At 43.5% G+C, this 20745-nt stretch carries 12 protein-coding genes; 7 read left to right on the forward strand and 5 right to left on the reverse strand.

Translation table 11 applies throughout. The features are described from left to right. Positions 1-916: 916 nt before the first annotated feature. From L3J70_08710 to yidD, 4 genes are all read left to right on the forward strand, one after another. Positions 917-2161 carry an HlyD family efflux transporter periplasmic adaptor subunit gene (locus tag L3J70_08710; protein MCF6236430.1) on the forward strand — a complete coding sequence of 415 codons (1245 nt, stop codon included), beginning with the start codon at positions 917-919 and terminating at the stop codon, positions 2159-2161. After that, positions 2161-4290 carry a peptidase domain-containing ABC transporter gene (locus L3J70_08715; GenBank protein ID MCF6236431.1) on the forward strand — a complete coding sequence of 710 codons (2130 nt, stop codon included), beginning with the start codon at positions 2161-2163 and terminating at the stop codon, positions 4288-4290. The genes L3J70_08710 and L3J70_08715 overlap by 1 nt, the downstream gene beginning before the upstream one ends. Then, positions 4290-5600, forward strand: coding sequence for a TolC family outer membrane protein (locus L3J70_08720; protein MCF6236432.1), 1311 nt, complete (start codon positions 4290-4292; stop codon positions 5598-5600). Before L3J70_08715 ends, L3J70_08720 begins: the two co-directional genes overlap by 1 nt. 90 nt (positions 5601-5690) lie before the next feature. After that, positions 5691-6050, forward strand: coding sequence for a membrane protein insertion efficiency factor YidD (gene yidD / locus L3J70_08725; GenBank protein MCF6236433.1), 360 nt, complete (start codon positions 5691-5693; stop codon positions 6048-6050). Between the two features lie 270 nt (positions 6051-6320). Here the strand turns inward: yidD and L3J70_08730 are convergent, their stop codons facing one another. The 5 genes from L3J70_08730 to L3J70_08750 all read right to left on the reverse strand — a co-directional run bounded on the left by L3J70_08730 (position 6321) and on the right by L3J70_08750 (position 15063). Continuing rightward, the gene (locus L3J70_08730) at positions 6321-7907 is read right to left on the reverse strand and encodes a hypothetical protein (GenBank protein ID MCF6236434.1); all 1587 of its coding nucleotides are present in this window, start codon (positions 7905-7907) and stop codon (positions 6321-6323) included. A 160-nt stretch (positions 7908-8067) separates the two neighbouring features. After that, complete coding sequence (locus L3J70_08735; GenBank protein MCF6236435.1) at positions 8068-10392, reverse strand: hypothetical protein; 2325 nt, start codon at positions 10390-10392, stop codon at positions 8068-8070. A 92-nt stretch (positions 10393-10484) separates the two neighbouring features. Next, positions 10485-11627 (reverse strand): ATP-binding protein, encoded by a 1143-nt coding sequence (locus L3J70_08740; protein MCF6236436.1) that lies wholly within the window; start codon positions 11625-11627, stop codon positions 10485-10487. Positions 11628-11671: 44 nt separating this feature from the next. Further along, the gene (locus L3J70_08745) at positions 11672-13309 is read right to left on the reverse strand and encodes a 50S ribosome-binding GTPase (protein ID MCF6236437.1); all 1638 of its coding nucleotides are present in this window, start codon (positions 13307-13309) and stop codon (positions 11672-11674) included. Beyond that, a complete protein-coding gene (locus tag L3J70_08750; protein MCF6236438.1) occupies positions 13306-15063 on the reverse strand; it encodes a 50S ribosome-binding GTPase in 1758 nt (585 codons plus the stop codon). The genes L3J70_08745 and L3J70_08750 overlap by 4 nt, the downstream gene beginning before the upstream one ends. A gap of 152 nt (positions 15064-15215) precedes the next feature. Here L3J70_08750 and L3J70_08755 point away from each other — a divergent pair, with 152 nt between their 5' ends. From L3J70_08755 to L3J70_08765, 3 genes are read left to right on the forward strand one after another with little or no spacing between them, the layout of a single operon-like run. After that, a complete protein-coding gene (locus tag L3J70_08755; GenBank protein MCF6236439.1) occupies positions 15216-16697 on the forward strand; it encodes a DUF3375 domain-containing protein in 1482 nt (493 codons plus the stop codon). A gap of 6 nt (positions 16698-16703) precedes the next feature. Continuing rightward, positions 16704-17360: a DUF4194 domain-containing protein gene (locus L3J70_08760; protein ID MCF6236440.1), complete on the forward strand. Its 657-nt coding sequence runs from the start codon at positions 16704-16706 to the stop codon at positions 17358-17360. Beyond that, positions 17350-20745, forward strand: coding sequence for an ATP-dependent exonuclease SbcCD, C subunit-like protein (locus L3J70_08765; GenBank protein ID MCF6236441.1), 3396 nt, complete (start codon positions 17350-17352; stop codon positions 20743-20745). The genes L3J70_08760 and L3J70_08765 overlap by 11 nt, the downstream gene beginning before the upstream one ends.

Consider the following 20745-nt stretch of genomic DNA (forward strand, 5'->3'; position numbering starts at 1 on the left):
AGTGGCATACGTGATACTGCTCGAGTACTTGGAATCAGTCGAAATACAGTAGTAAGCACAATAAAAAAAAGCCAAGCAGATTGTCAAGGTCAATCCTAATTTTCAAGGAAAAAATCTCTCAGTCAGAATGGTTACACTCCTCCTGGTAATGAGGGCTATGGCTCTGGAAGATAGCGTGATCTAAATAACTGATTATCTGGTATTGCTAATTTAAGGTGGCTTTAGATTTTTACCTATTTGATGAATAGTATAAAAAACCAATAAATCTATAGTTAATTACCAATACTGATTATCTTTTGGAGTAATCCTCCTCCTTAATACAAAAGCTTACACCGTATTTTGGAGGAGCGATTTATAACTCTCTTCCTTAATACAAAGCTTACATTTTGTAGATGTGGCGAAAGGTAAATTATGACGAATAAGTTATACCAATTTGCAGAACGGATTTCACATAACCCGTTAGAATTCTTTGTTGTAGTGTCAATATATTCAGCATCATTTATTTATGTGTTGTATGTATTTTTATTTGACGTTTATAGTGTTTTTTTAATTATGATTATTTTGATAACGCAGATACTTGCTGTTTTCATGTTCTATTCGTTGCGACATATTTATTTTAAAATACTTGAATATGGAAGTAATGCAATAGATGTAAAAAAAAGAAAATGGTACGATGCAACCTATATGCATTATAAAAGCGTAACAAATAAAAAGTCTTTTTATTTGTCAATTATTTTGACTCCTTTAATTCTTTTTCTCTATTCTATTTCAGTAGTTTTTTTTAATGTTACGGATATTTTTCTTACTGTTGTTCTTTGGTTTTTTGGGCTGAGCATATCTTCTCTTTACGATTTAAAAAGTGCATTTTTTCAACTTAATAAATATGAAAAATATAGTCTGACAGAGAAGTAATAAAATGTCCCTATTCCGCTCCGAAGTTAGCGATAAAAAGCGTGACGAGAATTTTTTTGGCGATGTGGTTCTGATTCGCCCCATCTCTTTTTCAATATATACCGCGCTGCTCGTAATATTTGTAGTCGCGCTGGGTCTGTTTTTATACTTTGGTAAGTACGCCAGTAAAGAGACCGTTCAAGGGGTAGTGAACCCTCAGTCAGGGTTAGTCAAAGTCTATGCGCCGCAGCGCGGCATTGTGCTGTCTCGTGCAATTAATGAAGGCGATGAAGTCAGTGAAGGTGATGTGATCTATTTTGTATCAACAGAGCGCCATCTGGGTGGCGGTGAAAAAGTTCAAGCTCTGGTGGCTGAAGAGACAGAAAAGTCCATTGGCATCATCGAATCCCAGATTTCAGAACAAAAAACCCTGTCAAAACTGCGTAAAACAGATATTCAAAATCAACTCAAATACACCCGCCAGGAAATTACTTCAATTAAAAATGAAATTTCCCTGCATGAAACGCGTGTGGCGCTTTATGGCGGAGATGTGGTTCGTCTGAAAAAAATAGCCAAAGAACAATTTGTTCCTAAAACAGAATATACCAAAAGCTATCAGGTGCATCTGGATAGCCAAGTGGCGCTGGAGCAGCTCCGGCGAAGCCTTACCAATAGTATTAATAGAAGATGGCAACTATCCACTGAGCTTAAAAAACTGCCGGTTGAGCTTGATCAAAACATATTATCCTATGAAAAATCACTATCTGATTTGCGGCAGCGCCTTGCCGAAATTCGCAGCAACCAAAGCTATACCATCATCGCCCCCGCCTCGGGTCGAGTGACATCACTCATCTATAAAGTCGGTGATACGATCAAGCCAGAGACTCCGTTGTTAACCATTTTGCCCGCAAATGTGGCACTCAAAGCAGACCTTTATGTGCCGACACGCGCGGCTGGATTTCTGGAGGTGGGGCAAGAGGTGAAAATTCGTTTTGATGCTTTTCCCTATCAAAAATTTGGACTGCACGGCGGCGTTGTTGAGCAGGTTTCCAAAAACATCATCATTCCAGGTGAAGTAATGTTGCCGGTTGATGTTACAGAGCCTGTTTATAAGGTGTCGGTTACGTTGAATAAACAAACCGTCACCGCGTTTGGCCGTGAACACTATCTGCAAGTGGGTATGTTATTGCAAGGCGATATTGTGCGGCATCGTAGCCGTATTATTGATTGGGTGTTAGAGCCTTTGTATAGTTTGCGAGGGCGCGGCTGATGAAAAATCCGGTTGAGTTACTGCAATTTTCATTTCCATCAAAACGCCTGCCCATAGTCTTGCAATCAGAGCTGGCCGAATGTGGCGCTGCCTGTTTAGCAATGGTCTCTTCTTATCATGGGCATAAGATGAGCATTGAGGCGATCAGGCAATATTTGCCCAGTTCACTCAAAGGTTTATCACTGAAAGATATGATGCAGGCGGCAGGCAAAGTTCATTTTATGCCGCGAGCGTTGCGACTGGAGGTTGATGAGCTTTGTAATTTAAAGTGCCCTGCAATATTGCATTGGAATCTGGATCACTTCGTGGTGCTTGAATCCGTGCGTGGCAATAGCGTGGTGATTCATGATCCGGCGCGTGGCCGCAGAGTTTTATCGCTAAAAGAGGTGTCTGAATCATTCACTGGGGTGGCACTAGAGCTGACTCCGACCAATGAGTTTGAAAAAAAATCAGATATTCAACGAGTCAAAGTCACCGAACTATTAAAAGGAGTGACGGGTTTAAAGCGGGCGCTGCTTCAGATTCTATTGCTGTCACTGGTGTTGCAAGTCTTTGTTCTGGTCTCGCCATTTTTTATGCAGATCACGGTGGATCATGTGATTGCATCATCGGATGAACATCTGTTGATGGCGCTGGCATTAGGTTTTGGCATGTTGGCTTTGATACAGATGGCGGCAACGACATTGCGTTCCTGGGTAATTCTCTATCTGAACTCAACGCTGGATGTGCAGCTTTTAGCGAATATGTTGCGGCATTTACTGAGCTTGCCACTGGATTATTTTCAGAAACGGCATCTGGGAGATATCATCTCGCGTTTTGGCTCACTGCGCAGTGTGATCGGTCTGTTTACTCAGGGGCTGATTGCCAGCATTGTCGATGGCATTATGGCCTTGACAACATTGGTGATGATGTTTATTTATAGCCCTAAACTGGCATTCATCGTACTCGTTGCAGTATTTATTTATATCGTTGTTCGTGTTGTCACCTATCGTTTAAACGAGCAATACAAACAGGAGCTCATCGTACTTTCTGCAAAGGAGAGTACCAATTTTATGGAGACGGTTCGCGCCGTTCAAACGATCAAGCTGTTTTCAAAAGAGAGTCAGCGTGAATCCCTGTGGTTAAACAATTACTCAGCGTCACTGAATGCGGGCATTAAACTGGGTAAGTTAGGAATTATTATATCGGCCATAAATCAAACTGTTTTTCCCGTTGCAGGCATATTGATTGTTTGGGTAGGCGCTCAGGAGATTATGGCATCTGTTTTTTCAGTGGGCATGTTGTATGCATTTTTCTCCTATCAAGGTCAGTTTACAGGAAAAATTTCGGCACTGATTAATATGATTGTTGAGTTTAAACTGGCGGGGGTTGATCTGGAGCGTGTCTCAGATATTGTGCATGCCAAGCCTGAGCAACATACCGGTGAGTTGCTGGATTCAAAAGTTGGCTTGAAAGGTGAAATTGAGGTTAAAAACCTCAGTTATCGCTACTCTGAAAATGAACCGTATGTGTTTGAAAACCTGAGTTTTAAAATAGATTCTGGTGAAACTGTGGTGATCGTCGGTGCATCCGGTTGCGGCAAATCAACGCTTCTCAAGGTGATGTTAGGGTTGCTCGACCCTGCTTCCGGTGAAGTCTGCTATGACGGCAAAAATATTTCACAGTTCGATAAGTCAGCACTTCGTTCACAAATCGCTGCTGTGATGCAGGAAGACTGTTTGGTGGCTGGTTCAATCGCTGAAAATATCGCATTTTCAGACCCGCAAATGGATCTTCAGCGCGTGCAACAAGTGGCGCAGATGGCTGCCATTCATAATGAAATTGCACAGATGCCGATGGCGTATAACAGTCTGGTTGGTGATATGGGGACAACGCTATCGGGCGGTCAGAAACAGCGGATTTTTCTGGCCAGAGCATTGTATGTGAAGCCTAAAATACTATTTTTGGATGAAGCCAGCAGTCACCTTGATACAAATACTGAAAGCATGATTAATGAAACGATCAAAAAGATGCCGATCACGCGAGTTATTATTGCGCACCGACGCGAGACCATTGCTTTGGCTGATCGGGTGATTGATTTATCAGCACAAAATTCACCGCCATTCACGTCACCGCCTGGAGCAGTATAGTGAGAATACTTCAGGGTTTATTGTTGCTGTCTGTTTCGATGCAGAGTTTTGCCGCCGAAAATATTTTGGATGTTTATACGCTGGCACTGGAATCTGACCCTGAATTAAAGCAGGTTGAAATTTCCTATGAAATTGCAGTGGAAATGAAGCGACAAGACCGCTCGCCCTTATTACCAAACATTAATGTTAGCGCCAATACGACAGATAATTCTCAAAAACGCAGGTATGGTCTCTCTCAGTTTGATGGAGAAGAAGACTACAATAGTTATGGTTATTCTGTGACCTTAAATCAATCACTGTTTCGCTTTGAAAACATCGTTGCCTTTAAACAAGCCAATGATCGTATCAATCAGGCAGATGCTGAGTTAATTGCAGCGCAGCAATCTTTAATCATTCGAGTCTCGGAGCGCTATTTTGATGTGCTGGCGGCGCAAGATAATTTGCGCTTTATGGCCGCAGAAAAACAGGCGATTCAAAGACAGCTTAAGCAGGTTGAAAGTCGATTAAATGCCGGGCTGTCTGCCATTACTGAGGTTTATGAAGCAAAGGCGCGGCTGGATTCGACCATTGCCTCAGAGATTGAAGCGCAAAATCAGCTAACGAATAGCCTGGAATCATTGCGTAAAATTACAGACCAGTATCATGAAAAACTTATCCCGTTAAAAGAATCACTTGTTATGGACGCGCCGACTCCTGTTGGCACTGAAAAATGGCAAGCGTTAGCACTCAGTGATAATTTGCAGGTGGTTGCATTGCGCCATAATAATAAAGTATTGAGGCGAGAAATACGCAAGCAAAGAGCGGGCCATTATCCTGCTCTGGATTTGGTGACAAGGTATTCAAAATCAATTTCAGGGGGCGGTAATTTTGGCGATAGTGAAACTGAAAATCGTACGGTAGGATTGCAATTGAATATGCCGATTTACCTGGGCGGCATGGTGAGTGCGCGTTCGCGCACAGCAGTGGCGCAATACGAGCAGAATTTAGCGAAAATGGAAGCGACGATTCGGGAAGTACGAGGTCAGGCTCGGGAAGCGTATCTGGGTGTGATGGCAAGTATTGCACGAGTGCAATCACTACGGCAGTCGGTTGTTTCTTATCAACAGGCGCATATTGCAATAGAGGCGAGTTATAACGCGGGTATGCGCACCACATTTGATGTTTTACAAGCCAATAGAGAGCTGTATCGCGGCCAGCGTGATTATCAGCGGGCACGTTATGATTATGTTTTGAATAGCCTCAGATTAAAAGAATCAGCTGGGCAACTGTCGCTGTCAGATGTGAAACAGGTTAATTTGTGGTTGGAGTAAAGAAAGGTGGAAAGTAGTTAAGTGTATTTAGTAAGCTGTCACCGTAATCCACAAATCATAAAGTTGTTAGATGAGAAGTATAGGAAAATATTGAAAAACTTATCAATACTATCTATAAAGATATATCAAAAATATCTTTCTCCTTATAAAGGCTATAAATGCGCATATTATATGCTGCATAAAACAGATTCTTGCTCGGCATCTGTGGTAAATATAATAGAAAAAAAAGGAGTGTTTAAGGGGTGGTCAAATATAAAAAATCAATTTAATTTATGTGCGTTAGCATACGAAAAAATAAAAGAAGAAGATGAAAAAAATAAAGATAAAAAAAAAGGAGGGTGTCATCCTGCTGATTGTTTAGGATGTACACCACCGAGTCCTGTTTTTCACGTTAAAGTGTTAAAGAATATAAGCACGAAGTTGATCGGCTTCAACATACGTTGGCATTGAATTTGGCTGAGCATTGCAAAAAATTAGAGAGCAAAAGAATGACCTCATATCAAAGGCGTGTATTTTTAGAAATGTGTGTAACCTTATTGTTGACAATAAGTGGTCTACTTTACATGTATGGAGTTTTTGATGAAGCTTCAACAAGAGTCGGTGTGATAGTTATTGCGCTTATAGCGTATTTTCTCTGCGTTATTCCAACTTATTTTTATGTGAAAACTACTATTAATGAAAATGAGTTAAAAAAAATATAAAAACTGGATGAATTTTAGTTTAGCGCCCTGACCAACCCCAAGAAGCAAACCAGCTCCAAAGAGACCACCAATCGGGGCGGCCTGTTTCACAATCAGTATTGGCGGATGCATCACCAAAAACACTATTGATGCGGATGTTGTCAACAGCACTTGATGCACAATCAGCAATAATTCTACTATCTGTCCAGGATTGAACATCGCACTGTTGCGATGTACCGATATCGACAACCCCGGTTCCAGAACCCACCACATCCAGATAGCGGCTAAAACCAGATCCATCAATGGTGACGGTGCCGCTATTACAACTGACAGAGTTTATATTCACGACAGGAGTTACTACCAGATTGAGTGGGGCACTTGCAGAAGTTCCGTTCGCAGCACTAACGTTATAGTTGCCTGGTAGCAAGGTTGAGGGAATCTGCACTTCCATGCTTGTAAAAGAGAGATTCGTCGGCGTGACCTCGATGGTTGGGTTTTCACTGTTTATTGGAGTTAAAACAATTCGAGTGGAAATACCTTTCCCAGCTGTTGCCTCCAGATACCCCGTACCTGAAAACAATAGTATTGGGGATGTTCCTTCAAGTATTTTCGCCGTATTTATCTGTTCAATTTCGGGAAGGATCGGACCGAACAAAGGTCTCTCATCCGTAGCCTCGGTAACCATGGTAGACCTTGCGATGTTGCTGCCGCCCTCATGGCAGCCCATGCAGTCCCAGGAAGAACCGATATGTCCAAAAAACCGCTGTTCGCCGTAGCTCCATACGGTTCCATTACCATCTGAATCAGCCTGGATAGTGTGCAGCGAGGTTGGGGCATGGCATCGAACACAGCCTTGTAATGTATGGTTTGGCGGCGTAGCGTCATGACACAGATTGCAGGTATGTACTGTGCCACTACCTGGCTGGCCAAGCCCAGTTCCATGATGAGTTAACATGTTAGCGTTAGGGCCAGGTACAACTCTGCCTGTGACATCATCTGTGCCACCATTATGGCAATAGCGACAGCCCCCAGTTCTATTTCCGGTTGCACCAAAACCTCCATCACCAAAACCTGGATTAGGACTCATGGAAGGGATGACTCTCAGTTCCCATAATTCACCATTGGGATCATTGATCAAACTGCCGTGACAGGCGTTACACTCTGCCGCTTGTGCTTTTTTAGTTAGATGATGAACCGATGTAATTCCCGGTACTTGTTTATGACAGCTTAGGCAGTCTCGAAATTCAGGCTCGGTTGGTTCAAGTGCAAACTTGAAATATCCACCCAAGGGTCGGGATGGGTCTTCAACCCAGTCCACTAAGTGGCAGGTGATGCATTTATGGTTACCATCTGTGGATTTCTCGGGAAAGGGGGAGGCTGAATACGCTTCAATAGGGGTATCTACCCGAAGGTGATGTCTATCGGGTAAGTAACCAAGCTTGACGGGGGCGGGTGCTGTGTCAGGGTTGAAATGACAGCCGCCACAATCATTGGCAGTCATATTGTTTGATATGGCATCAGGCATACCAAGGTTTTGGTTGACTGGAGGAGGTGGGCTACTGGCCCAAGATGTAACAGAAACTGATGATACCAACAGCAGTAGTGTGGCAAATAGTTTATTAATCATGTGAATCCCCATTTGAAACAACAAAAAACGAATGGAAAAAATTATTATTTTTTGGCTATCTTCATGTATCGGTCGCGTAAGCCAAAAGTTGAGTAATTAGTGAAAAAAAAAGGGGCAATATCAATATTGCCCCTTTTTGATGAGGTTATCAGCCGAAAAATTATGGTGTCGGCTTGATTTCATCACTTTGTTGAGAATCAGCTGGAATTTCAATTTCACTACCGCTCTCAGGGGCTTCAATAAGTGGTGTTTCAGCAGGTTGTACGATCTCCGTTGACTCTCCCTCTATACTTTGAGCATCATCTGTTTGCCCGCCAATTTTTTCGACCCATGATGGTGCAATGGGTTTCAGCCATTCTTGAAGCGTTCCATTTTGCCAAAGCACTGTTCCACCACCACCTAATAGAGCAAAAATCACAATCAAGGTTTTCCAAGGGCGCTTTTTCTCAGCAAATGGATCTTTCATTGAGCGTTTTGCGCCTGCAGGAAGTTCTGCAACTTTGGTGAGTGATTTACCAAATGGAATATTTAGTTTGGCTCGTGTATTCACTGCCCAGCCGTTAGCATCAAGTATAGGGGCTAAGTTACGTTGTCTTAACTTCAGCCATGCGAGAAGCATTGAAGGGCCAGAGATTAATAACATCACACCGATAAGTGCGAGTGGCATCTGCCACCAGCTAAGCCCTAAAAATCCTGATAATACTGCGGCCAATGCTGCAGCAAGTGCACCAAGAGCCAGACCGATTGCGGCAAAGATACCTGCAAACTTTCCAATATCAAAAGCAGCGGGTGCTTTACCTGCTCCCGCCGCTGTATCTGTAATGCCAGATGCCGCTTTTGAGTCAATGGCTTTATCTCTTGATGAGGCCATTTTTTCGATTTGAGAGCCAATCATTTTAGCGACACGTTTGTAAGGTGACCAAAATGCTTGGCGAATACTGATGGGTTGTTCGATAAGTTTTACAATCGTGGCATCCCAGTCTTTATTGTCACGGTCATAAAAAATACCGTTTCTGCCCACCATCAAATGATCAGAATCACCATCAGTAAAAGCGGCTGCAATCGTCATTTTTTCATCACTGCCAGGGCGAGTACATTCACAATAAGCGATATAGACACGACTTGATGAGGCCATTGCACTGTGTTTTGCAATGTCTTCAACGTGAACGCAAAGATCGCAACTGCGTCCATCAAGGTAGAGCGTTCCTGCTTGAAAAATTGCCTTTTTATCTGGGTTGTAAAAATCAGCAAAAGAGACATAGTTACGTAATAAAACACTTAAATCACGATGATAACGTACCAGTCTGTCAACAGATGCAATGGAGTCAGATTCAGGTTTAAGTTCGTTGTCTGTTGCAATCAGGCTATTAATAGCAACTTGGGCATTGCTACTTAAAATTTCACGAATACGTTCAATACCCAGAGATTCAACTTCTGCCCCTTTTTTCTCTTTTTCCCAAGACTCATAAGCAGAAAATTTCCCGCTTATCGTTTGCCATTCGTCAAAGCTTAGATGTGACTTTTCACCAAATAGAGGGGCAATAATGTCACTGTTTAATTGCGTAACAGTATTTGCCCATGCAGGGTTAACCCCTTCTTTGAGTGGCAGAGGGCTATTTATTTTAATTCGTGCTAATGGCAGCCCGGCAATTTCTTCCATAGAGGCTTGCAAATCAATTTCAGCTAAAGATTCATATTTTGATTGTGCCGGGTTGAGTGGGGATGTGGCTGTTTCATCAAACTGTGCGAGCTGGCTGCGTGTGAAATAGTCATCCACTTTATTTTTGATCTTTTCAAAGGTAGTGGCTGCGGCGGCTGTTTTATCACCAAAAGGCAGGATATTTTTGGCATCCTCCTCCGCGACTTTCCACCAGTCAGAAAAGGCTTGAGCCGATTCAAAAAATAGATCAGTTTTTTCTTGTGAAATGCCATCTGCGCCACTGAGGTCTTTTTCAGCTTCCAGACAATCAATAATATTTTGAATGACTGTTTGAATTTTTTCTTCTGTTGCGGCTTCAACAGGTATAATGCCGTCACCATTAAAGTGCGTACCGGCAAATATCTCTTCAGTGTTTGAGGTATCTTCAGCCGTGATCGACTCTGCATCCGCTTTGCCGAGATTGCTTAAAATCTGTTTGGCTGACTGTAGGAGTTTCTCTCCTTCTTCAGTTTCGGTGTTAATGGCGGAGAGTGGTAACTCTTCTCTATTATTGAGAAGGTCATCCGGGTTTTTAAGCACAGAGACGGCCCATTGTACAGCCGCAAGAATTTCCGGGGCGCGGATGTGGCCATCGCCATCGGTGTCAATGAGATCCAGTGTGTTTTCATCAAACTCGATGCCCCGTGTTGGGCAGCTTAGAGCCGCCCATAGTTTTTGATCAAGCTTATCAAGTGAGGCGAGGTCATTGCCGTCCTTTAGCTGTACTTGGTCAAAGCCACCTAATCGTAAAAAACTCCAACGGTTTGTGTTGGAAAAATTACCCATGATTTATCTCCCATGATGATTTGATTAATGATTGAACTCTATATAACGTGTTGTTGAAGAAGAATAAGGGTTGTTACTTATTTTTGGGCTAATCAAAGATCCATATCTAAAACCGTTTGTAGATTGTGTGCCCAGATCTCATTTTTTATTGGAAAAGAACGGTTAACTTGAGCAATAACAAATGCATGCTCGGGTAATATGACTTTTAACGCTTCAAAAAAACCTTTTGTTAGTGTGGGTGCAGAAGAGGATTTTATCTCTATTGCAACCCTCTTCTTTCCCTTTTCCAGAATAAGATCTATCTCCGCACCGCTTGAAGAGCGATAAAAACTGGCATTATAGCGAGGAAATTTTTCCAATATTGAAGAGATTACCATGGCTTCAAAAGAGTTTCCTAAAGCGGGGTGACCAAGAAGGTCATTATAGGTTTCAATTCCCAACAGGCAGTGAATAATACCGGTGTCTCGGATGTATATTTTTGGAGATTTAACCAATCTTTTTTTTGTATTGCTATAAAAAGGTTTGAGCCGCCGAATAACAAAGGTACCTTCTAAAATATCTAAATAGTTTTTTATAGTGGGTGAGCTTACGCCCATAGAGGAGGCCAGCGTTGAGGCATTTAAAACAGAACCATTCAGGTGAGCAAGCATAGTCCAGAATTTTTTTAAGGTTTCCGCCGGAATATTAAATCCCAGTTGAGGAATATCCCTCTCTAAAAATGTTCTAATGTAGTTAATTCGCCAGTCAAAACTAATTTCAGATTCTAAGTGGTAACTATCCGGGTATCCGCCTTGTAGCCATAGCCTTTTGAAATCTTTAACTTCATAGGCTGAAAATGGGGATATTTCAATATAGGAGATTCTTCCAGCCAGAGTTTCTGAACTCTGTTTGATTAAATCTCTAGAGGCAGAGCCGAGTAAAAGAAGCTGCCCTTTGCGACCGCTTTGATCCAGATAAGATCTGAAAAATCTAAAAAGATTGGGGTACATCTGTACCTCGTCAATACAGATAAGAGAGCGATTGTTGGCCTCTAAAAAGGTTAAGGGATCTTGTAGTTTTGCAAGATCTCGGGGGTCTTCAAGATCAAGATAAATTGAGTTGTCAATTTTAGAAATGATTTTTTTGGCGAGCGTAGATTTACCTACCTGTCGCGCACCAAGAAGTGCAACACATGGGAAAGAGAGCAGGTGTTTTTTGATTATATCTTCTTTTTGCCGAGTAACGTAACTTTGCATATTTAAAGTTTAACATTAAATATGCAAAGTTACAGTATTGTTACTTACGCTTTCTTTTGTATCAGGTTGTTGAGTGAGTCAGGTATTTTTAATAGTTCTATTTGATCGCTTTTTATTTGCTTGAGTTCTTCGAGTAAAGCACCATGCTCGGTGTTGGTATTGCTCCACAGGGTTTGTAGTGAGCTATTTAATTCTTCTATGCCTGAGTGAATGCCTTGGTGCAACCCACACCCAGCGGCTGAGGCAAGTGATGGGCGAAGTTTACGTTGCAAAAACCAGGGAATCAACCAGGCCAGACCAATTAATAAACCGCTGTGTACAGCAAAATCAACACCCAAAAAAATATTATCTCCCTGAGTACCGCTGTAAAAACCAGTGACAACGTGATAAACGGCCCATACGGCGGCGGTAAGAGGCAGCAGGCCACTCAGAAAACCTGTTAATTTGTATAGTATTCGTTGCAGCAGTGTGCCTGGTTTGGCGAGTGCGGCTGTGATGTGAATTTCTATGGATTCATTCAGTTGTTGATGAGCCGTTGCTGTAAAGTGATTGAGTGGAGCCTGAAATGGGTGGTCAGGCAAGTTTGATTGACGCAAGCTGTTTTGTAGTTCAACGGCGATATCACTCATCAAACGGTCACTTCGTGCGGTACGCAGCGCATCAGTGAGTGTTTGTACGGACGGCAAAGGTGGGCTGCTCTGGTTTTTGCCCAACAGGTTTTGCTGGGTGGCTTCCAGTAAAAGTGATTGTTTAACAATATTGGCTTGGGTTTCAAGCAACTCTTGCAGCTTGGATAGCTGTGCCTCGACCGTGTTTTGCCATTGCTTTTGGTGGGAGTCCCAAAGCTCTTTTGAACCCATAGCTTTATGGAGATGGGCGACATGATTTTTAAAATCATCGGCTCGAGCCTGTTGGCTAATTTGCTGTAATACCTCTAGGCCGTGTGTCTGCAAAGCTTGGTTAATTGTACTTTCTAAACGTTGAAAATCATCTTTGTTTTTACTGCTATTGTGAATGTCTGAGCAGTTTGTACGCAAAATGGTCGGGTTTGAAAAGCCTGAACTCTGCAAACGATCATTGAAATCATCAAACTGTTCGTTTGTCCCTTCATCCCAGTGGTTCATAACAAACAGCCAGGCATGGCGATGGCCGCGTTGCTGTAAAAAATGCCAGCCAACATCATCTTGATAGCGCTCAGGGCTGACGACGTACACCAACCAGTCGATATAAGGCAGCCAGCTGAGAACTAAATCACGATTTTGGGTCGCAGTGCTGTCAATATCTGGCATATCAAGCCACGCGATTAAACGGCGACTGTCATCCTGATGATAGCTGATACTGATTTGCTCGGTGGGGAGCTCTTCGGGCAGTGGTTTAAGCTGATAATCTTGATGCAGATACAGCGTGACTTCGTGAGAAGTGGGGCGCTCTACACCGGCTCGTGCAATCGGTGCGTTAGCCAAACGATTCAATAAACTGCTTTTGCCGACACCTGTGCCACCAAAAAGGGCGACAATGAGTGGCCGCTGATGGCCTGCTTCAAATAGCTGCTCTGCATGTTGTTGTTCAATTTTATCCAGCGATAGCGCGTCTGCTTGATTGATCCAGCCTGCTTGCTGTGCTTGAATTGCCCAGGCTTTTAATTTTTCCAGTGGTTGTTGTTTATCATCATCAGGGTTCATTGAGCCAGTTGCTCCATCGCTTGTTCCGCTTTTTCCAGCTCTTCTGCGCTGAATTGATATAGGCCATCATTGGGCATGTTGGTTGTTAACTCTATGAACTTGGGGTTGAGTAATTGATCAATGATGTGGTGTTCTACTGAGGTGAGTTGCTTCTGCTTTAACTCTTTTTCTACACTCTTCATGTAATTACCGACAGCGCTTTCAGTAAGAAAAGAGGTAAAAGAGAGCACCGCAGGTGCGATGGCAAGATCATAAACATTGATGCCACCACTTTTGACTGCGAGTACAACAGCAGCCGCGTCTGTGGTGATGCGTGTGGCCCGCAGGCTGTTAAGTGCAACAGGGTGATCTTGCAGGTAGAGATAAAGTTTTTCAGCCGCCGCATCTATTTCAGGTTCAAAAGCCGTTAGATGACTTTTAATGGCATGATCAGCCGTTTGAATGATGGCCGATTTTTCTTGTTGTAATTGTTGGGACAGTGCACGGTGCCATTGTGCGCTTTGATCTGTGCCTGACCGCTGCTCCATTAAGTTATTTTGCAGAGCTCTTAGTGTGTGCAGCACCGCTTCATTAATGACGGCTGTTTCATTGTCGGGTGTGTTGTCCGCTGATTTTGACTGACGTTGTTCTTGCCATAGCGAAAATATTTTCCTGCCGGGCCAGGTGACGATCTGCCTGGCCGTGGAGAGTGTGCTGGCGATACCGGGAACTTCAAGCAATGCCAACAGCTGTATAATTGCTTTTTGTAATGTCTCAGAGTAGTGCGGGTTTTGCAGATAATCCCGATTATAAATTTCCAGCGTATCATTCGTTGCTTGTTTGACTTCGCTTTGCCAAATTTTTTCTGCCTTCACTTCCTGGCGAATGGGCGTAAGCCAGCTTTCCCAGTCACGTTGCAGGCTGTTTTTTAATGCGACGGATGATGAAATTTGTGGTGTGTTTGGCAGTGCATCATGAGCCTGTTTTCTAAGGTTTTGGCTGGCATCGGCCAAGAGTAATTCATCTGTCTCTATATATGGCAGTGTGACAACGGCTTCATAATTAATCTGCGCTGTTTCCAGTCGTTTTTTAACCGAAGATACGAGAATATCTGCCGCATCAGGGGAGGTTTTATTGATGCATACGATCAGTGGCCGATTGATTGGTGCAATTAAATCTAATGTTTGCCAGACTGTCTGATCGGCATATTTTTCTTTGCTGACGACTAAAACAATAAGGTCAGCGATGGCGCAGAGTTGCGGTACGGTGGTGCGATATTCACGCGAGCTGACGGAATCAAAATCAGGTGTATCCCAAATAATAGAGGGTTGGTTTGAAAAAACAGTTTCGGATGCTATTTGAACTAATGAGTAGCTGTCGAGTTGCTGGTTGCTAAGTTGCTCGGGAGGTAAACATTTCCAGTTGGGAAAGAGTTTGCCAATTGATGAGCTAATGGCTTCAGTGAGGTGCTCTGTTGTGAAACCCTGAGCATGACGAGTAAAGCCCGCGAGAGGGTTGGCTTTTGCAGCCTCTATACCGGCCAAAAGATTAACAACCGTGCTTTTGCCTGATTGGGTCGGGCCAATCACAGCCACTTGCAGAGGCAGTGGTTTGAGTTGTGGCCGCAATAGACTGTGTCGGAGTAGAGCATCTGCATAGGCGAGTGATTGTATCGACAAGCCTGTGATCTCTTTATTGTTATTACCGCTTTGCAACACATATGGGTGACGTGCTTTCAGTTTTAAAATGAAATGATAGAGTGCTTCTGTTTGCATGAATTAAAGTATGACGCATATTGTGGCAGTTAGGCAATTATCATACGAATTCAGGATTTGAAAATCGACGATTCATCAGGTATAGGCACTTTCAGGATTTGGGGTATAATAAAGGTTGTACGTTTTATATACTGAAAGTTTAACCAGACCTCATGAGCCTCGACTACCAATCTCTCGATACCTTACGCCAAAACCATCCTGCATGGCGTTTGTTGGCAAGTCCTCATGCCCCCTTAATTGCCAGTTTTTTGCAAACGGCCTATATTGCACCTAATGTTCGTGTGCTTGCTCAAGCCGATTTAACCGAAGCGTTGGAAGATGAGCTGTTTGCCATCAGAGAATTACAAGGTCCCGACAGTTTTCCTAAATCGGCAGCGGATTATTTGAATGACTGGGCAGCGCCAGAAAAAGGATGGCTGAGAAAGTTTTATCGTCAGGATTCCGATGAGGTTCAGTTTGACCTGACACCTGCCACAGAAAAAGCCATTGGCTGGCTGGAGTCTTTAAACGAGCGCAGTTTTGTTGGCACCGAATCGCGCCTTTTAACGCTTTTTGATTTACTCAAACAACTTCAAAAAGGTAGCACCGATGACCCCGAGGCGCGTTTGCAAGAATTGCAAAAACGCCGTGATGAAATTGACCGTGAAATCGCCCAAGTCAAACAAGGCAATATTGCATTGCTTGACGATACGGCTTTGCGAGATCGTTTTATGCAGTTCACCCAGCAAGCCAAAGAGTTGCTTTCTGACTTTAGAGAAGTTGAGCACAACTTTCGTGGGCTAGATCGCAGTGTGCGCGAACGCATTGCGCAATGGCAGGGAGACAAGGGAGAATTGCTGGAAGAAATCATGGGCGAACGTGATGCTATTGCCGGTTCTGACCAAGGCAATAGCTTTCGTGCCTTCTGGGATTTTTTAATGTCACCCACACGGCAAGAGGAATTTAGCGAACTGCTCGAACAAGTCCTGATACTGCCAGCCATCACCCAGCTTAAACCGGATTCTCGTACCCGCCGGATTCACTATGACTGGCTGGAAGCTGGCGAACATACTCAGCGCACGGTTGCCCGCTTGTCACAGCAACTCAGGCGTTTTCTGGATGATCAGGCGTGGCTGGAAAATCGGCGCATCATGAACATTCTGCAAGGTATCGAAAGCAAAACATTAAGCTTACGCGAATCACTTTTTTCAACTCAGATCGGCAATGAATTTATGTTTATTGATTCAGGCTCAGCGACCATCGACATTCCCATGGAGCGTCCGCTTTATACGCCACCGTTAAAAACCCGCATCGCCAATATTCGCCTTGAAAGCGGTGATGAAAAACTCGATTCCAGTATACTATTTTCTCAAATTGTTATTAACAAAGCCGCCATTGCTGGGCATATTCGGCAATCACTGCAACTCAAATCTCAAATATCTTTAACCGATCTCTGTCTTTCACGCCCAATAAAACAGGGCTTGGCAGAGTTAGTTGCTTATCTTGAATTGGCGGGCGATGATTCCGATCACAATCGATTCAAGTTTATTGTTGATGAGTCTATTGAAGATAAAATCAGCTGGCAAACAGCGGATGACAGTGACATTTCAACAACGCACTGCGCACGTTTACCTCGCGTTATTTTTTTAAGGTAGTTTGCTATGAACACCGCAACAGACGTTAACACTGAAAACACAACTCACCCCGACACTGCCGACTTGTCCGTGTTGTTAATCGCACTTTTAAAAGGTGTCATTTACCAAGACACAGACTCGGCTCGCTGGAAACAATTACTTAGCCTTCAAGCTCGTGTTCGTGATTATGCCGTGGTGCTGGGCTTGGAATTGATTTTGGATGAGTCAGAGGGCTATGCGTTTTTCCGCTCTCGAAAAAATGAGATTAATGACACAGATGACAACCCAATAGAAAAAACCGTTCCACGCTTAATTGCGCGGCGGCCATTGTCTTTTCCCGTTAGCCTGTTGCTCGCCTTGTTACGAAAAAAACTAGCCGAATTTGATGCCAGTGGTGGTGAAACCCGATTGATTTTATCTCGCGACGACATCATCGATTTAATGCGCATATTTTTACCAGACAGCAGCAATGATGCAAAACTCGTGGACAAGATAGATCAACACATTAACAAGGTTGTTGACTTGGGATTTTTACGTCGACTGAAACAAAACTCGTCCGTTCAATTAAAACATTACGAAGTACGGCGCATATTAAAAGCCTTTGTCGATGCCCAGTGGCTGGCAGATTTTGATTTAAAACTCGAACAGTACAAACAACAACTCATTGAGAAAAATGATGCCTAGTAAAGTTACTATAGATAGCCCAGGATTTAATTTTGTCGATGATGATACCTTGTCGGGCTTTCGTTTAAAACGTCTGGAGGTTTTTAACTGGGGCACCTTTGATCAACGTGTCTGGTCAATGAATCTTAATGGTAAAAATAGCCTGTTAACCGGCGACATCGGCTCTGGTAAATCCACATTGGTGGATGCCGTAACCACCCTGTTAGTCCCCGCTAATCGCGTCGCCTATAACAAAGCTGCCGGCGCTGACCATAAAGAACGTTCACTGAAATCTTATGTGCTCGGTTATTACAAATCTGAACGCAATGATAACTCAAGTAAAGCCAAACCTGTTGCCTTGCGCGATCATAATAATTATTCGGTTATCTTAGGCGTTTTTTACAATCAAGGCTATGATCAAACAATTACCTTGGCACAAGTTTTTTGGATGAAAGAGCTGCAAGGACAACCCGAACGTTTTTTTATCGGGTCAGAAAAAGAGCTGGGGATTGCAAAAGATTTTTCACAATTTGGCAGTGAAATAAAAGCATTACGCAAACGACTTCGCCAAAACCGCGTGGAAGTCATGGATCGTTTTCCACAATACAGCGCTTGGTTCAGACGGCGTTTTGGCATCGAAAACGAGCAAGCCTTGGATCTTTTTCATCAAACGGTTTCCATGAAGTCCGTAGGTAACCTCACGGAGTTTGTACGCGGACACATGTTAGAACCCTTTGATACAGGCTCACGCATTAAAGCCTTGATTGAGCATTTTGACGACCTGAGCCGCGCTCATGCCGCTGTACTTAAAGCTCGCCGACAAATCAACCTGCTGACACCGCTGGTCGATGATTGCGATGTGTATCAACAGCAAACAAAAATCGTGGCCGAGTTGCGCCAATGTCGGGATTCACTAAACGTGTATTTTTCCCATAATAAATACACTCTCTTAGCCCGGCGTATTGAAAAGTTGATTATTGAACTGGAAAAACACAAGAACAAGGTCAAACGTCTGAGCGATGTTCATCAACAACAAGTGGGACAGCAAGCCGAACTTAAACAGCAAATCGCACAGAATGGTGGCGACCGCATTGAGCGCATCAAATTCGATATTTCACAAAAAGGGCAAAGCCTGCAACAACGCCGATCAAAGTCGAAAAGATATGCCGATCTACTTAAAGCATTAGATATTACGCCTCAAGAATCAGATGCGGGTTTTATTCAGCAGCAAACCGAGCTTCAGGAAAAATCACAAAATCTCAAGAAAAACGAAGCGGATCTGGAAAACAAATTACAGGATATCAGCTATGACTTTCGACATAAAAATGAACTGCATGAGGCTCAGAAAAGTGAAATTGCCAGTCTAAAATCCCGTCGCAGTAACATTGATCAAAATCAAATCATTATTCGCACGGCGTTATGTGAAGCGTTGCAACTGGACGAAGAAAAACTCCCCTTTGCGGGTGAACTCATTCAGGTAAGAGAAGAAGATAAAGCCTGGCAAGGCGCGGCAGAGCGTCTATTGCGAAATTTCGGCCTGTCTTTGCTTGTGCCTGACGAGCACTATAACCAAGTTGCCGTTTGGATAGACAAAACGCATCTACGAGGTCGCCTGGTTTATTACCGTGTCACTGAAGCGGCCAATCAATCATTGCCTTCGTTGCATCCTGATTCGCTCGTTAATAAATTATCCATAAAACCCGACTCACAATTTTATCTTTGGCTGGAGCAGGAAATTGCTCGACGGTTTAACATTGCTTGTTGCGCAAGTACCGAACAATTTCGTCGAGAAAAACGCGCCATCACTCAGAGCGGACAAATTAAAAGTGGCGGTGGGCGGCATGAAAAAGATGATCGACACAATATTAATGATCGTAGTCGTTACGTATTGGGTTGGAGTAACAAAGATAAAATTGCAGCCTTGGAAGCTCAGGCAAAGCAACTGCAAAATCAAATTGCTGATTTGGCGAACCAAATCGTACAACAGCAAAGTCAAATTAAATCCCTAAAAACAGCATTGGACACCCTGAGCAAACTGGAAGAGTACCGTGATTTTCAAGAGCTGGATTGGCAGCCCGTATCACTGTCGATAGAGCAACTTAAAGACGAATTGCGGCAGCTGGAATCCGCCTCAAATTTATTGCAAACACTCACCTCAAAACTTGAGCAACTGGAACAAGCACACGAAACAACAATAACGCAGTTAGATGCGGCAAAAGATAATCGCTCTCGAACAGAGCAGAAAAAACAGGACTCAGAAACTCTATACCAAGAAATTCAGGTGTTTTTAGACAGTCCGGAAAGTTTGGCCAGTAAAAACTATTTTGATGCGCTGGATAATTTTCGCCAACTGGCATTGGGTGAACACACGCTCAGCATTGAATCTTGCGATAACAAAGAACAGGATATGCGAAAATGGCTGCAAGAAAAAATCAATGCTGACGACCAAAAAATCAGTCGCCTGCGTGATCGCATTATCAAGGTCATGTCGGATTACATTACGGAGTACCCACTGGAAACGCAAGAAGCCGATGCGGCCATTGATAGCGCGGAAGATTTTCGACAAATGTTAGCAAATCTGGCCGCCGATGACTTGCCGCGTTTTGAATCTCGTTTTAAAGAGTTACTCAACGAAAACACGATTCGGGAAGTTGCCAACTTTCAATCACAATTAAATCGTGAGCGGGAAACTATCCGGGAGCGGATCGAACACATTAACGAATCACTGACTCAAATTGACTACAATTCAGGGCGTTACATTCTTTTGGAGGCTCAGCCGACGCAAGATGCCGATATTCGTGATTTTCAGACCGAGCTACGAACATGCACAGAAGGTAGCCTTACCGGCTCGGATGACGAGCAATATTCAGAAGCAAAATTTCTGCAAGTCAAAAACATCATTGAACGCTTTCGCGGGCGTGAAGGGCTGAGCGATCAAGACAAACGCTGGACAAATAAAGTCTGTGATGTACGAAACTGGTTCACCTTTGCCGCGTCAGAACGCTGGCGCGAAGATAACAGCGAACATGAGCATTACTCTGACTCCGGCGGCAAATCGGGTGGGCAAAAAGAAAAGCTGGCCTATACCATTTTAGCCGCCAGCCTCGCCTACCAGTTTGGTCTGGAGTGGGGCGCAGTTCGCTCTCGATCATTTCGATTCGTGGTCATTGACGAAGCATTTGGTCGTGGCTCTGACGAATCCGCACAATATGGCTTGAAGTTATTCGAGCAATTGAATCTTCAGCTTCTCATTGTAACGCCGCTGCAAAAAATTCACATCATCGAGCCGTATGTTTCCAGTGTGGGGTTTGTGCATAATGATGCGGGGCGTGATTCTAAAATCCGCAATTTAAGCATTGAGGCTTATCAAAAGGAAAAAACTCAAGCCGCGCAGCTTGAAACGTAA

The organism is Gammaproteobacteria bacterium (assembly GCA_021648145.1).
GTDB lineage: Bacteria > Pseudomonadota > Gammaproteobacteria > JAADGQ01 > JAADGQ01 > S141-38.

Bases quoted from the DNA above. Each gene is read 5' to 3' on its own strand.
- L3J70_08750 (MCF6236438.1), bottom strand. From the start codon at position 15,063: ATGCAAACAGAAGCACTCTATCATTTCATTTTAAAACTGAAAGCACGT.
- L3J70_08735 (MCF6236435.1), bottom strand. From the start codon at position 10,392: ATGGGTAATTTTTCCAACACAAACCGTTGGAGTTTTTTACGATTAGGT.
- L3J70_08760 (MCF6236440.1), top strand. From the start codon at position 16,704: ATGAACACCGCAACAGACGTTAACACTGAAAACACAACTCACCCCGAC.
- L3J70_08745 (MCF6236437.1), bottom strand. From the start codon at position 13,309: ATGAACCCTGATGATGATAAACAACAACCACTGGAAAAATTAAAAGCC.
- L3J70_08730 (MCF6236434.1), bottom strand. From the start codon at position 7,907: ATGATTAATAAACTATTTGCCACACTACTGCTGTTGGTATCATCAGTT.
- L3J70_08740 (MCF6236436.1), bottom strand. From the start codon at position 11,627: ATGCAAAGTTACGTTACTCGGCAAAAAGAAGATATAATCAAAAAACAC.
- L3J70_08755 (MCF6236439.1), top strand. From the start codon at position 15,216: ATGAGCCTCGACTACCAATCTCTCGATACCTTACGCCAAAACCATCCT.
- L3J70_08715 (MCF6236431.1), top strand. From the start codon at position 2,161: ATGAAAAATCCGGTTGAGTTACTGCAATTTTCATTTCCATCAAAACGC.
- L3J70_08765 (MCF6236441.1), top strand. From the start codon at position 17,350: ATGATGCCTAGTAAAGTTACTATAGATAGCCCAGGATTTAATTTTGTC.
- L3J70_08710 (MCF6236430.1), top strand. From the start codon at position 917: ATGTCCCTATTCCGCTCCGAAGTTAGCGATAAAAAGCGTGACGAGAAT.